Origin of the sequence: Xanthomonas sp. LF02-5 (assembly GCF_034105325.1) — a bacterium.
Classification (GTDB): Bacteria; Pseudomonadota; Gammaproteobacteria; order Xanthomonadales; family Xanthomonadaceae; genus Xanthomonas_A; species Xanthomonas_A sontii.
On record NZ_JAXGGF010000004.1, the window covers coordinates 378,279 to 392,613 of the forward strand.

Annotated in this window: 11 protein-coding genes; 9 read left to right on the forward strand and 2 right to left on the reverse strand. The window is 60.7% G+C overall.

The window, feature by feature from the left end; all coding sequences use genetic code 11:
- The 9 genes from SLW52_RS13215 to SLW52_RS13255 all read left to right on the forward strand — a co-directional run bounded on the left by SLW52_RS13215 (nt 1) and on the right by SLW52_RS13255 (nt 11,479).
- Nucleotides 1-393, forward strand: coding sequence for a peptidoglycan endopeptidase (locus SLW52_RS13215; protein WP_320740355.1), 393 nt, complete (start codon nt 1-3; stop codon nt 391-393).
- The gene (locus SLW52_RS13220; RefSeq protein WP_320740354.1) at nt 384-4,430 is read left to right on the forward strand and encodes a DUF1983 domain-containing protein; all 4,047 of its coding nucleotides are present in this window, start codon (nt 384-386) and stop codon (nt 4,428-4,430) included. Before SLW52_RS13215 ends, SLW52_RS13220 begins: the two co-directional genes overlap by 10 nt.
- Nucleotides 4,431-7,058, forward strand: a complete 2,628-nt coding sequence (locus SLW52_RS13225; RefSeq protein ID WP_320740353.1) for a glycoside hydrolase TIM-barrel-like domain-containing protein — start codon at nt 4,431-4,433, stop codon at nt 7,056-7,058.
- Between the two features lie 232 nt (nt 7,059-7,290).
- Nucleotides 7,291-7,926 carry a hypothetical protein gene (locus SLW52_RS13230; protein WP_320740352.1) on the forward strand — a complete coding sequence of 212 codons (636 nt, stop codon included), beginning with the start codon at nt 7,291-7,293 and terminating at the stop codon, nt 7,924-7,926.
- Entirely contained in the window at nt 7,923-8,135 is a 213-nt protein-coding gene (locus SLW52_RS13235) for a hypothetical protein (protein WP_320740351.1), read from the forward strand. The genes SLW52_RS13230 and SLW52_RS13235 overlap by 4 nt, the downstream gene beginning before the upstream one ends.
- Before the next feature lie 46 nt (nt 8,136-8,181).
- Nucleotides 8,182-8,409 (forward strand): hypothetical protein, encoded by a 228-nt coding sequence (locus SLW52_RS13240; RefSeq protein WP_320740350.1) that lies wholly within the window; start codon nt 8,182-8,184, stop codon nt 8,407-8,409.
- Nucleotides 8,410-8,637: 228 nt separating this feature from the next.
- Complete coding sequence (locus SLW52_RS13245) at nt 8,638-9,129, forward strand: hypothetical protein (protein WP_320740349.1); 492 nt, start codon at nt 8,638-8,640, stop codon at nt 9,127-9,129.
- A 653-nt stretch (nt 9,130-9,782) separates the two neighbouring features.
- Nucleotides 9,783-10,868, forward strand: a complete 1,086-nt coding sequence (locus SLW52_RS13250) for a hypothetical protein (RefSeq protein WP_320740348.1) — start codon at nt 9,783-9,785, stop codon at nt 10,866-10,868.
- A 182-nt stretch (nt 10,869-11,050) separates the two neighbouring features.
- Nucleotides 11,051-11,479: a hypothetical protein gene (locus SLW52_RS13255; RefSeq protein WP_320740347.1), complete on the forward strand. Its 429-nt coding sequence runs from the start codon at nt 11,051-11,053 to the stop codon at nt 11,477-11,479.
- A 437-nt stretch (nt 11,480-11,916) separates the two neighbouring features.
- Here the strand turns inward: SLW52_RS13255 and SLW52_RS13260 are convergent, their stop codons facing one another.
- Nucleotides 11,917-13,089 carry an integrase arm-type DNA-binding domain-containing protein gene (locus SLW52_RS13260; protein WP_320740346.1) on the reverse strand — a complete coding sequence of 391 codons (1,173 nt, stop codon included), beginning with the start codon at nt 13,087-13,089 and terminating at the stop codon, nt 11,917-11,919.
- Nucleotides 13,090-13,374: 285 nt separating this feature from the next.
- On the reverse strand, nt 13,375-14,295 hold the full coding sequence (locus tag SLW52_RS13265) for an AraC family transcriptional regulator (protein WP_152236300.1): 921 nt from the start codon (nt 14,293-14,295) through the stop codon (nt 13,375-13,377).
- Nucleotides 14,296-14,335: the final 40 nt, after the last annotated feature.

Genomic DNA, 14,335 nt, shown 5'->3' on the forward strand with positions numbered 1-14,335 from the left:
ATGCACGCATCCCTCATCGAGCCCTTCACCGGAATTGCCTACGACCCCGACGCTATGGACTGCGCCGATTTGGTTGTGTTGGTGCAGAAGCGGCTGTTTGGCCGCGACGTGCGGCCCCCGAATGGCCGCCCGCGCGGCACCGCCGGCCAGGTGGCCATCGGCGCGCTGTCGCAGGAGTACGCCCATCGGACCGATACGCCGGTGGATGGCGACTTGGTTCTGATGTTCGACCAGGGCAGGGAGCGCCCGACGCATGCTGGTGTGTATGTGTTCCTCGATCACGAGCCATGGGTGCTGCACACGAGCAGCGCGCTCGGCTTCAGCACTCTGCACCGGGTCCGCGAGCTGCCGGACTACGGTGCTCGAATCGAGGGCTACTATCGATGGATCTGACTCCGCCTGCGCTGCCCTCTGGGCAACTGGTCATCACGCCGCACCCAGTGGTGCTGGACGGCCAGCGGCACGTCCCCATGGACCTGCGCCCCGGCGAAAGCCTCTACGCGTTCCTGCATCGCCATATCGTCGATCTGGACGGCCAGTCATGGACGGTCGCCATCGGTGGTCGTGTCGTAGAGCGGCACCTTTGGCACCACGTCAGGCCCAAGAATGGGCAAGTCATTGAGGTGCGAGGCGCGGTGCGCGAAAACGCGCTCTACATCATTGCCTACGCCGCGCTGATCTATTTCACGTGGGGCTACGGGGCGACCACGGCTGGCATGTGGGGCGCCGGCGCGGTCGCCGGCACGTACGGTGCGCTTGCAGCAACCGCGGTCTACGTCGCCGGCTCGATCGTCATCAACAAGGTGCTGGGCCCCAAGCTGGCCTCTCCGACCGCCTCTCAGCCGGACAGCGTCTACTCGCTCAGCGGAGGCAGGAACCAGCCTCGACAATACGAGCCCTTCCCTTTGTTGCTCGGCAGCGTTCAGGTCGCGCCTGATCTGCTAAGTAACCCGTACACCCAATATGAGGGTAACGATCAGTTCCTGGCGATGACGCTGACCGCCGGCTTCAATGTGGACCGAATCGAGCCGCTCTACAATGGCGACGCGCTGCTGTCGTCCTTTGAGGGCGTTCAGACCTTCACCCGGGGCATGCCTGGGATGCCCCAGCAGGACATTCCGCTCTTCAGCAATGCGGACACGGTCGCGGGCGGAGAGCTCGACACGCACGATAAGAAGGGTGTGGCGAGCGACTGGGTTCAGCGCACCAGTTCGGTAAACACCCTGCGTATCCAGGTCGAGATGGAGTATCTGCTCTTCGATCTCACGAGCAAGGGCAAGCCGAAAACGAATCGGGAAACGATTCAGGTGCAGTACTGCGCCACCGGGACGGGCGCTTGGCAGATGCTGGGCACGCGCACCGTTTCGAACGACAATCAGACCACGCAGCGCGTTTCGATTGCCGCGGACGTCGCCGAGGGCCAGTACGACGTACGTGTGCGTATCGCAGGCTTGAACACCGACGGTAGCGGCGCCACCGCCAAGTTCACCTGGTCGTCGATGACGAGTGTCCAGCGTGACGCTGCGAGCTACGCGGGCCTGGCTTGTATCGGCATCAGGATGAAGGCGACGGGTCAGCTCAACGGTGCCCCGAACGAGATCCGTTGCGTCGCACACCCGAGGGCGATGCCGATCTGGCGTAACAACGCCTGGGCGCAGGCCACGACACGCGAGACCGGAACGTCCAATCCCGGGGCGCAGATGCTCCAGTACGCCCGCGGCTTTTTCGACGAGACCGGAGCGCTGGTTGCTGGAATGGGGCTGCCCGATGAGCAGATCGACATCGAGGCATTCAAGGGCTTCATGCAGCATTGCGAAGCCAACGGATATCGGTACGATTTCTGGCTACGTGAGGCGCGGTCGCACGACGAGGTGCTCGATGCGATTGCGCTGGCTGGGTTCGGCGAAAAGACGTGGGCGGGCGGCCGCTTCTCCGTAGCATGGGCGAGTGCAGACCAGCCGCTGACCGGCGTGGTCAATATGGCCACAATCAAGAAAGCCTCATTTCAGGTCGACTACACGCTCGCGAACGCGGCCGATGGAGTGGAGTACTCCTACTTCGATCGCACTGTGTGGGATGTGGTGCCGGTGAAAGTGCCTGCGCCGGGCGTAAAAGAGATGCTCAATCCGATCCGCCTCACGGGAGAGGGGATCACCGAGCGCGAGCATGCAGCGGAGATGGCGCGCTACCACCTGGCGCAATCGCTGTATCAGTACAAGAGCATCGGCTACAGCACCGATATCGAGTACCTCAGCTATCGGCGCCTGTCGCTGCTGGCGCTGCAGCACGATCTAACCCAGTGGGGCTATGGCGGTCGCGTGGTGTCCGCGGCGATAAACGCGCAGGGGCTTCCGGTGATCATCGTTGACGATGCGGTGCCGGGCCAGAACGCGAACAATGCGTACATCGGACTGCGCATCCCGGGGGAGCGCGTCTACCGGGTCCTGCGGGTCGGCAGCGCAGTGATCAACGAGGATCAGACGACCCGGATCACGTTGGCTGAGGCGTGGCCGTCAGATGCCCCGTTGCCTGGCGATTCGGAAGAGAATCCCGCCCAGGACACAATCTGGATCTACGACTTCAAGCAGACGCCGGGATACCGCGTCCGGGTCGTCAGCATCTCGCCCGAAAGCGACTTGAACGGGGCCGCGGTTTCGGTGGTGCCGGAATCGCCAGAACTCTGGAACTATGTGAAGACGGGGGCCTACGTACCGCCGCCGAACGGCTCCTTGTTGCAGACCAGGCCGGTTGCCAGCGACCTCAAGATCACCGAGCGCCAGGTCGTCCAAGGCAACACCGTGTTCACCGAGTTGCAAGCCGCATTCTCCATAAGCGGGCCGGCGGAACGGACCGTCGTCCTGTCCGACCTCGACGGCAACGGGGAACTGGAGCAGGTCGCAGAGACCGTTACCCGCACGGCCCGGTGGCGCATCCCGGGTGCCGGTACGTACTCCATCGTGGTGCGACCCTATAACCCCGATGGCCTCGCCGGCGTCGCGGTGAGCGGTACGTACGCGACCACCGGCGCGGGGAGTGCGCCGGTCAACGTCGATGCGCTGACGATCGATGATCAGGCTGGAGGTGTGCGGCGATATGCGTGGTCTTTCGCGCCTGCCACAATCCAGTCGCCCGACTTTGCTGGCGTGCAGATTCGCTACATCGAGGGCAGCGTGGCAAACCCGAACTGGTCGGCAATGACGCCGCTGGGCGATGCGGATGGATACCACGCGACAGCATTCGAGAGCACCGCGCCGCCGGCTGGCCGTTGGACGTTCGCCGTCCGGGCCGTCAACACGAGCGGCAGTCTGTCTAACTCCATGCTCACGGTCCAGAAGGCACTGAGCAACAGCCTCGGCGAGGAACTGGTGCAGGTGAAGCAGCAGCTCACTCGAACCGAGCAGGATCTGACGCAGATGGTCGAGCAGGTTGATGCTTACTCGGAGGCGGTGATCAAGCAGGCACTCGACATCGGCGCGGTCAACGACAAAGCGGTGGCGAACAGGGGGTACATCTCGCAGTTGCAGAGCACGAAGGTCAGCGCGGAGGATGCAGCCGCCATTGTGCAGCAGCAGGTCGGTGCGGCAACCGATGGAATGATGGCGACGGTGCAGCAGACTTCAAAGGCTGTGACCGATCTTGAGGGAAATCTTGCCGCGACCTATAACGTGAAGGTGCAAACCGATGTCGATGGTCGGCACTACCTCGCCGGCATTGGCCTGGGCGTCTACGCTAGCGGCGGACTCGCGCAGAGTGAGATCGCGATGCTGGCAGATCGCTTCGTCTTCTTGAACAAGGCCGTCGGCGGCCAGTACTACTATCCCTTCGAGATCGTCAATGGCGTCGTGTATGCGAACGCTGCGATGATCCGTGACGGAACGATTACCAATGCCAAGATTGGCGAGGAAATCAAGTCGCTGAACTACCACTGGGACGGCTCGACCGGTACCTATGTTGGTTGGCGTATTGCGAAAGATGGTACCGCGCAGTTCGGCGGAAACGTCGAAGTTCGCGGCACGGTCTATGGGGACAAGATCATCGGGCAGGTGCAGCAGAAGGAACTGACCAACTGGACTGGCAGCGTCGCCGCATCGTCCGGCCAGACGCTGATCAGCTTCAACCTGGGAGCGCCTCTGGCCGACAACGAAACCCACGTGCCATTTCTTCAGCTGACCCTCGACGTCGAGAACAGTGCGGGTGACCCGGCGCGGGGTGCATGGTTCGTGGAGCGGCAGACGAGCGGGGGATGGGTGACCTTGAAGACCAAGCAGTACTACCTGGGCAGCGGTGAGAACGCCACCATCTCGATCACTATTTCCGATCAACCAACGACCAAAGCGGAGGCCTACCGCATCCGCGTTGGGGACGCTGGCCTGCGGAGTGATCGTTTCAACTTCACCGCCGTTGGCGGGATCGCGATGGGAGTGCGATAGATGGCCGCGCCTGGGTACCTGAGCAATGCCGAGCTGGCGGAAAAGATCGTCGCGCTCGTCCAAAAGTACAACCTGTTTACCGACGAGCAGTTGGAGTGGTTCACGACGTCGGATGCAACAGTGCAGATGAGTGGCGGCGATGGCCAGCAGATCACGGTCCCGAGCCTCGCCGCGCTCAATGGCACCCCCGACGCGCTATCGGTGTATACGACCGTGGCGGCCGGCCTGGCAGCAACAAAAACTGGGCAGTACTTCAACGTGCTGGAGGGCGAAGGCGAATACCTGGCGCTGTTCCTCAATCAGGGCGGCGTCGCGGTTCCAGTCGCCCGCTATCCCAGTACTGCCGGCGTTGCCGGTACCGCGTTTGTCGACGCAATGGCATCAGCACTCGCCCCCGCCGACGCAGTGATGCTGACGCCGTTCAATGAGTTCGACCTCGATACGTTGCCCCAGGTGGCCGTATCGGGCGAGGGCTTCAACACCACGCTGGACGAGTTGGTGAACAACCTCACGCTGGCACAGGCGCAAACGAATTTTCGGCACATGGTCCGTGACGATCTCGCGCGCTTGACCGGAGTCCGAACCGTCATGGTGTGGACCCAGTGGTTCTCTGTGTGTGCCAACAGCGCAGGTACCGACCCGGGGGTTGTCCAGCCAGCGATCAATTCAGAGATCGCCGCCAAGCTGTCGAGCGAGGCTCAGTGGAGCGTCAGCGGTAAGACCGGCGCGAACGCTCTGCGCCTGTCAGGCCGCGCCGGCGGTACGCAGAACGAGGCGTCGCAGATCCGTGGGATGAAGTACCTCATTGATCGGGGTTACGACGTGGCATTCGTCCCGATCGTGCTCGGGCGGGTTAACGATGGCGGTCTCGCGGAGTCGCAGGCGTTGGTCTGGCGCGGGTTCTTCAACTTTTCTACCGTTGCAGTCTTTTCGGCCTGGATCGACAGTTACAAGGCCTTCCACACCTACTACCTCGGGCTGTTCCGGGCGAATGGCATCGCGCCATCGTGCTGGTACGTCGCTTCGGAGTTCAGCCAGGTCGAGAGAGCGGCCACCGACGCGCAATGGGCACTGTGGGTCGCTGCGTGCGCGGAGATCGCGGCGTCCGTCAAGGCGGCGTTCCCCTATTGCAGCGTGACCTACGCCGCCAACTATACGGAGTACGGCGTCGGCACGGCCTTCCGGCTGGATGCGATCTGGACGAATCCGAACATCGACACGGTTGGCGTGGAGTGGTATTTCAGGCTCACGACGGGCGTGACGGGGACCGCCGAGGAGATCGCCGCGGGGCTGGCCGCCGGCGAGGACATGGACTACACCTGCAGCACCGCCGATCCCAACCAGCGCAAGCTCAGCGGTTCAAAGGGAGTCGGCAAGGCCGATGAAGTGCGAACCCCGATCGATGCGAGCGCCGGTATCAAGAACACCGTCGGGTTTTGGCAGGGCTGCCACTACGCGAGCAAGCAAGCCGGCTACATCGCCGAGGCCACGCCACAGGCGGGCTTCGGCCGCGGCTATGACCCCTACGGCCTGAAGGGGATGCAGGGCAACGCGCAGGTGGCGGTGGCGCCTGGCTTGGTGTTTCCGGGGACGTCGGGCGCGCATCATCCGCCCGCTGACACCGCGACCTTTCTTGCATGCGACGGCACTGCCAATGCCGGCTACGGCAAGGTCACGACGCCGACGTACGATGGAGGAGCCCAGTCCATCTGGTCCATAGAGCTGGATTTCCAGGTGACTGCGCTTCCGGCCGACAACTATGCCCGTGTGCTGGAGCTGGCCAATTACCTGGAGCTGATGCTTGATCAGGGCGGCGGCTTCAAGCTCGGCCTTGGTGGCGCCTACTACGTCACGCTGGGGGCCCTGGATACAGGCCGCCATACCCTGAAGGCGACGCTCAACCGCTCGACGAAGGTGCTGACCGTGGTGTGGGATGGGGTGAGCAACGACTACGGGGTCGACAGCGGATCGGCGATCGCAATCCCATCCGCGGCGGCGCTGTTCCTGGGTGGTTACAACGAGAATTACGCCATGACGGCGTGCCGGATCTACAAGTTCGGTCTCTTCTTCGTTCGGGACGGGCAGCGTTGGGGAGGCACCTATCACTTTGACGAGACCTACGCCGGCGTGCGTACAGCTTGGGTGCCGAAGATGAAGAAGCTGTCCGCGACGGAGGTCGGATTTGCTTCCATCGCCGGCACGTGTGTTGAGCCGAGCCAGTTCACGTACGCTGACCTCGGGGCCACGGCCATGGCATTGCCGGCGATCCTCAACGAAACCACGCGGGGCATCTATCAGTCGTTCATTGCCAAGGGCTGGACCCCGAGCGAGGTCTACTCGTCCTACGGCAGTTCGTTTAACTACGCACCCTTCGAGCAGGCCTTCGGGCTGCGCGAGACATTGCGCTACATGGCCTCGCTGCAGCGGCGCGGAATGTTGGACTCGATCTGCCTTTACAACCTTGACGCCAGACCCGCAGCTTCGATGGCTGCCACGCTGAAAGGGCGGCTGTACTACACCGACGCGCCGATGGTCGTGTTCGGCCATGCGCTCAATGGCAAACTCGCAGGGGGCAACACCCTGTTCCATCAACGCATCCTCGCGAACCGTTCGATCTTCTCGGGGTAGGGATGTCCCTACATCTCGCCGGGCAGCACGCCTACCGCCTAAACGGATTTGTCGGATGGCGCGGGCCGGGGTTCTGCTGCAATGTGCAAGGACCGGACGCGGGGCCTTAGGCAGCTCATCCCGCGGGGCGTCTGAGCAACGCCTGGCCGGCTTTCTGAAACCTTCAGCCACCCGTCTCAGCCCCTGCGATGCGAAGGCGTAGGATCCGCTTCCCCGTTTCCTACGTTCCAGCATGCGGTTCGTCCTCGCCAGCTACCACTTCACGGATCATTGGGCGACCGCAGCCGGCCTGGTACCGCCGCCCCTCGGGTATGGCGGACGGGCGAATTCTTGGTCGGTCCAGCCGGGCAAGTACTTGCAGTCGATCCGCCGGCTTAGCAATGGCCAAATTGACGTCGGCACTGTGCTCTGGAGCCCCGCAAGGCCTGTCCTCTGGGACATCGACGCCCGCCGTGTCGAGGTATCGCGCGCCGCCGTCTTGGTCAGCGGCTTCTACATCGAGGTAGACGATCGCTGGCGCTACTTTGCTGCCCCCGGTGATGAGCCGTTCTTCCTGGCCGCCGCTGGTGGCCAGAAGGCCGTGGGGCTGCTGGGCTGGGCGCCTGGGGGCGAGGCTGGCGGGATGCCGGCGATCGTCCTTGCCGAGGATGCTGTGCGCTGGGCAGCGGGCGAGGGGACAGCGGCCGATGCCTTCGCGGGCCTGGTGCGTTGGACTGCAGACGCCTTCCGTAGCTGGCCAGTTCGGCCGCCGATTGATAGGCCGCCGCTGCGCGAGGGCGAGGACGCGTCGCTGCTGGCGCCCTTGCTAGACCCTCCTCACGATCGAACACGCCGCGTCTACCGCCGGCGTACCGGGATCGCCCAATGAACCTGGGTCGATCCGAACTCGACGAACACATCGAAGCCCTGGAGGCCGAACTGCCAATGCTGGCGGCGCGCTGCGCCACTGCCGAGGGGGTCATGTTGCTGCTCGGCCTGGGCCAGACCTACATCGCGGAAAGCGCCGGCCCGGCCGACCGCGAGTACGTGCTTGCCCGGATCGGAGTGCTGCCGCCACCACCCAACGCCCGCCGTTGAGCGACCCGTTCACAGTTGTAGAAGACCCCGACACGAGCCCGCCCTTATGAAAACCCACGCCAAGACCCGAGCCGAGCTGGACGCCATGCTGGACCCTCTCGACGCGAAACTGCCGGCGATGCTCGAACAGTGCCCGGACGACGGCGATTTTTGGGCCGAGTTTGCCGGAAATGCCGACGAGATCGAGGACGCCGCGCGGCATGAGGACTGCGCTTACGTCACCCAGCGCATCGACATCATGATCGAAAACGTGAAGTCGAGGATGGCCGAATAGCATGTGCTACAGCGCGCAGGTGTATGCCGAGTTCAAGAAATACCAGCGCGATTTCGGCGCCGTGATGGACATCGACGAGTACGTCCGGACTTTCTACGAGCACCGGGTTGCGGCCTGATCGCGCTGGACGTTTTGGTAGACAGAAAGGGCGGACGGGATCCCGGGCTGTTGTATGACGCCCAGTCTAGGTCTAGCTTTTCCCTAGTCGACCTGCTCGGAGCGTCCCCGATGCGCAACCTGAAGCTGCTTTTCCCAGCCATCCTGCTTGCGATCACAGCCGGTACGGCCACCGCAGCCACAAAAACGCCCAACCCGACCGACCTGATCCCAGGCCTGGGCGAAAGTGTGCCGGCGGGCGCGAAGAACATCAGCCTCTCACCCAAGTTCAAGGTCTATAAATTTTCGAAGGATGGCTTGGACTACGTCCAAGTCAACTCGCTGAAGGACGAGGTGCTTTCGGTCACGATCGTGACGCCTGGTGTGCAGTCCACACTTCCCCTCGGGCGTGCCGGTGAAACGACCATGGCGGTAGTGAGCGACGACAAGCAGCAGCCGATGGGGATGGTGACCGCTGCGGCGACGTGCCCTTGTAGCGCCCAAGTCGTGTACGACGACGCCACCACGCGCATCGTGGTGATTTACGGTGCAAACGGCGAGTACATTCAGACGGTGGTGATCGACAAGACGAAAACCCCGGGAACTCCCAAGCCGGGGACCTAGTCACGCCGAACGATCTAGAAGCCTGCGGCTGCAGGGTCTTCTGTCCCCTGTGAGCGCGCAGCGGCCGGAGTTAGTCTTGCCGTGAGGTGATGGCCGCACTAGCCGACTGTGACGAAGCTGAACTAATACAGCTAGAGCAGGAGTGCGGGTAAGCGTTAGAGTGCCGACTTAAATCGACACTCTGGTCGAGGCCGAGACAATCCTACTGCTGCTGCTGCTGTCGCATCCGGAGTTGGGCCAGCTGTGCTGACATGAAGGTGACCAGCGCCCTCACCCTTGCGAATGGGAGCCGTGAAACTTTACCTCTACCCGCGTTGGGGCCAAGGCCGCTCAACCGAAGAGCGCCTCACTAGCGCCGGGCGGGCATCCTGAAATTCTCAGCGATCAATGTCAGCGCATGCGACACGAAAGCAATAAGATCCGCTTCCGGGTCTCTGATCTCAAAGCATGCGGTTCGTCCTAGCCTGGTGAGAAACCACTTAACGGGACATTGGGGAACAGCCGTCCGCTTAGTCCGCCGGCGATCGGGAGTCGGCGCAGCAGCCGTATGCCGCTTGACGGGCTGGTCCGTGCGCCTACGGCGTTGGATTTCTAAGGATGTAGTCGTTTGTTGCAATATCTGACATGGTGCTCGGTAGTATGCCTTGCTTGGCTTGACCAGTCTCACTGGTGGTTCTGCCGGCCTTCGCAATGACGTCTTTGTAGACATGAATAGGGGCCAGCAGCGCGCTGAAGAGCAATTGGCTTATGCTGGAGAGAGTGAGTCTACGGCGTTCGCCAAGGGGAAGGATGTGCTGAGGAATGATGAACGGTGGGTCATCCATATGGAGGCTGGGGTGCGATTTGTGCCGTCAAAGGCTCCAAATGTTATGCCCATTAGCGAACTGCGTCAGATTCTGGAAGAGACTATAGCTGCAGGAAACGTCACTTTTCATCCAGACCCTGCGAACAAAGACGAAGTTGTCACGTTGGATTTTGTTCATATGTACCCTGTGCCGGCGTACCCGACTCACATGGTGCTTCTTTTCACCTATACGAATAAGAGTGGAGCCGATCCAGGCTTTAGGAACCTTGATACTGGTTCGAGTCGAACCGCGCCGAAAAAGAAGGGCGAAGGTAATGCGACGTCGGCGCATTTGGTGATTTCACTAAAAGATAAGCATCGAAAGGGGCACTCTTACTGGCCAGCAATTCTGGAAGATGTGGGTGGGTTGGGTAAAACGAAGATGCAAGCCGCGTTGAACCATTTCATTGCCTCCAGAAGGAATTTCTCTTTTAAGGATGAGGAGGGAAATGTTGTCGCCGCTTCTGCTCGCTTCTACTTGGACGGGCTTGATGATCAGAAACTTGAAAAAGATATGGAAAAAGGTCGCATTTCTTATTTCGTCGCGATCAAGGAGAAGAAGGATAAGCCATCCTTTGATGAATTGACGGGTCTGCGTGTTGCCAGTCAGATAACAAAGTTGAAGCCAAGTAAAGAATTTGATGGTCCCGTTAAGGGGTGGCTGAACAAAATCGCTGAGGCCTGTAGGGGGCAGGGTTATGATAAAGTTCGTGTTCACTACGTGCGCCAAGATGGCAAAAATAGGTCATTGACATTTGGGACACATCGCGAAGACGCAGAGGACTTTTTGATTAAACAGGTCGATCGCATAGTACTTCAGAATATTGATTTGGCTCAAACTCATCCTGCACCTTGCGTTGATCTGATAAAGGCCATGACGGCGTTGATGAAATGAGATCAAGTATCCCACCCCTTTTCGCGCCTCTGAAGTATCTTTTTGCGAGAAATCAGACGAAGCGCTATTGGGATATATGGCTTCCGCTTGCGTTTTCGCTAGCGGCGGTCGCGGGGGTTTACGTCTTGCCTAAGCCGGTGCCAATATTGGGTGAAAAAGGGCTCGTTCACGGAGTTAATGAATTGTTGCAAGTCCTGGTAGGGTTCTATATTGCTGCACTTGCCGCCGTCGCGTCGCTTCATAGCCGAGCTCTAGATCAAAAAATCAAGGCTGATCCAGTATATCTCGTCGTTGCAGGAGAGGATAAGAAGCTTTCGCGCAGGCAGTTTTTGAGCCTGATGTTTGGATATCTTTCCTTTCTCTCCATTATGCTTTACTCCAGCGGACTTTTGGGTCAAATCTTAGCTCCAAACTTTAAGGGATGGGTCTCTGAAGGCGTCCTGCAGTGGGTGAGGATGGGCTTTATATTTTGTTATGTATTTTTATTAATGCAAATGGTTTTCGTGACCCTTGTGACTCTATACTACTTATCGGATAGAATGCATTGGCAGGATCCAGAGGCAATGCCTCCAGAGCCTATTCGCCCTGGCAATGAATCGAAGCAAGGTTAGTAAGGTCTGAGGTGTGAATGCGCCCCGAAAAATGATGAGTTGTTGCTGATCTGCCTAATACGGAAATAATCAACGTGGGGCGCCACTCACAGAGGTGCGACTCCAACACGCTGATAGCTTAGTCACCCTCGAAGGTCGTTGCGCGGAGCATTAGTGCATAGGCCAGGCACTGAGAATGCCTTCGATACCGAGCGTCCCCGCTGATGGTGTTTGAGCCACTTAGTTGCAGTTCTTGTATCACGCAGCCTGGACTCAACCCGTTTGCCCTGAGCAAGACGTCGCCAGGTCCATGAGCGATATTTCAGCTGTCTTGGGCGGCGGGAAGCATCATCATCGCATTTGGCCATGGCGCTTCCTGACGACTTCAAAGGCTACGCTGGACTGGAGAATGCTGTCGCTCATGCGGCCGGTCCTGGCCGCGGCTGCCGTACCGCCCCCTATTCGCCGGCTGGCAGTGCGGGCGAATCACAGTAGGCCGCCCAGGCCTCCATCATCTTTCGCCGCTTTTCCAGCATCTTGCCTCGCTTGTACGCAGCCTTGGACTTGTCCGGTATCTCGTGTGCCAGTGCCGCCTCGGACAGGTCGTCAGGAAAATCAGTCGTTTCGCTCGCCCAATCCTTGAAAGTCGAGCGAAACCCATGGACGGTGACGTCACCACGGCCCATGCGTTTGAGCAGCGCCAGCATGGCGTTCTCGGACAGCGGTTCGCCGCTTACGTCGTTGGGGAACAGTAAATCTCGTTCAAGCCGCGGCTTGATGATCGCCTGTGCTGCTGGGGACAAGGGCACGACATGTTCCTTTTTTGACTTCATCCGCTCGGCTGGGCACGTCCAGTCTGGGCCACGTATCTCCGACGGCACCGCGCCAAGGATCATCCCCGTACGGGCAACTGTAAGGATGGTGAACTCCAGCGCACGTGCTGCCTCGCCATGGCGCTTTCGAAGCGAGGCCATGAACGCTGGTAGTTCTCTGTAGGGTAGGGCGCTAAAGTTCTGAACCGGGGACACAGTGGTGGGCTTCGGCAGGAGCATCGCAAGATGGCCTTTCCATCGCGCCGGGTTCTCGCCCGACCTTTTCCCTTTCACCTTGGCAGCATCAAGTACCGTCTCGATACGCTGGCGTACGCGGTTCGCTGTCTCGGTCTTCGTGGTCCAGATCGGTTGAAGGATCGTCATGATGTCCTCAGTCCCAATCTGATCGATGCGCTTGCTGCCAATAAAGGGCTTTGCGTAGGTCTCCAGCGTGTTGGTCCACTGGTCTGCATGCTTCGCGTTCTTCCAGCCCGCGCGTTGCTGCTCGATGAACTCTGTGGCGAAGTTCCAAAATGTGGGGGTCGAAGCCGCCGCCTCTTGAGTTGCGCGTCGTCTGGCGAGGGGGTCGACACCGGCTTGGACCTGCTTGCGTGCGGACAGCGCTGCCTCTCGAGCTTCTGCTAGGCTCACAGTGTGCGTAGGGCCCAGGCCCATTTCCGGGCGCTTGCCGGCGAACCGATAGCGGAAGATCCAGGACTTCGCCCCTGCTGCCGTCACTTGCAGGTAAAGGCCGCCGCCGTCCGGGAAGTAGCCGGGTGCCGAGATTGTCGCGACCTTTCTTGCCGTCAGCTTGAACATCTCCCTTGGCATGCCGCGTACCCGCCCATCTACCCACCCAGTTGTCGCGGATTGTAGCGAAAAGTAGCGAACGATGGAGAAGGTTTAGAGCTTTGAGGTGCAAGGGTTTCGGCGAGTTTCACGAACGTGTGCGAACACGCGCGAATGTGCCGGAGGCAGACACTCTCTCCGCCACACTGGCGGTCAAGGCGTGATGGCGTTTGCGGAGTCCAAGGGTGGGACGCCTGCGTTGATCTAGGGCGGTGGGACCTAAGCAGTGTTTGCGTCCTTAAGACACCCACAGCGTCAGAACTTGGCCGCTATTGATTGCGCGCGATACTGGCTGGGCGATGCATCGAAGTTGCGTTTGAATGCAACCGCGAACGCGCTTTCAGACGAGTAACCGACAGACATCCCGATCGCACCGACCGACAGCGTCGACGTCAGCAGACGATGAGACGCCAGGGCCATGCGCCACCGGGTCAGATAATCCATCGGCGTCTCGCCGGTGACGCGCTCGAAATGTGCGGCGAAGCTGGAGCGCGACATCCGTGCGGCGGCGGCCAATTCTGCGACCGTCCACCGATGGCTGACGTTCGCGTGCATGGCCGTCAGGGCACGATGCAGTGCGGGCACGCCGAGCGCGGCCAGCCATCCCATCTGCTGCTGGCCTGTCTCGAGATGGGCGCGCAAGGCCTCGATCAAGAGCGCCTGCGCAAGGTGTCCAGCGAGCAGATCGCTGCCTGGCCGAGGTTCGCGCAGTTCGACGATGAGGCGCCGTACGCTGGCTTGAAGCGCCGCCTTGTGATCTTGAGACCGAATGTGGACCACCGGCGGTACCGCTGAAAGGATGGCCGCAGCATGTTGGCCGCGCAACGAAAAGAAACCCCCGATGCCTCGACACACCCCGCCGCCATTGAGTTCAGCGACGTGGCCAGGCGGCACCTGTGTCAGGAACGAGATGGCGTCCTGCCACGTCACGGGGGCGCCCGCATACAGCTGCATGGCGGCTCCTCCTTGCACAAGAATCACATCACCCGGTTCCAAGGCGATATGAGAGCGGGCGTCCTGCAGCACGATCCTGCATTCCCCCGAATCGATGGCAAAGCATCGGATGCCGTCGGCTGGTGGGAAACGCAGTCCCCAGTCGCTTCCAGCGTCCAACCCGCGAAATCCATACGAGTCGAGCTGAACGAGGGTGAGGATGTCGGAAAGCGGGTCGGTCATGTCTGGACGATAGCGACAGATGTTTCGACGATCGAACATG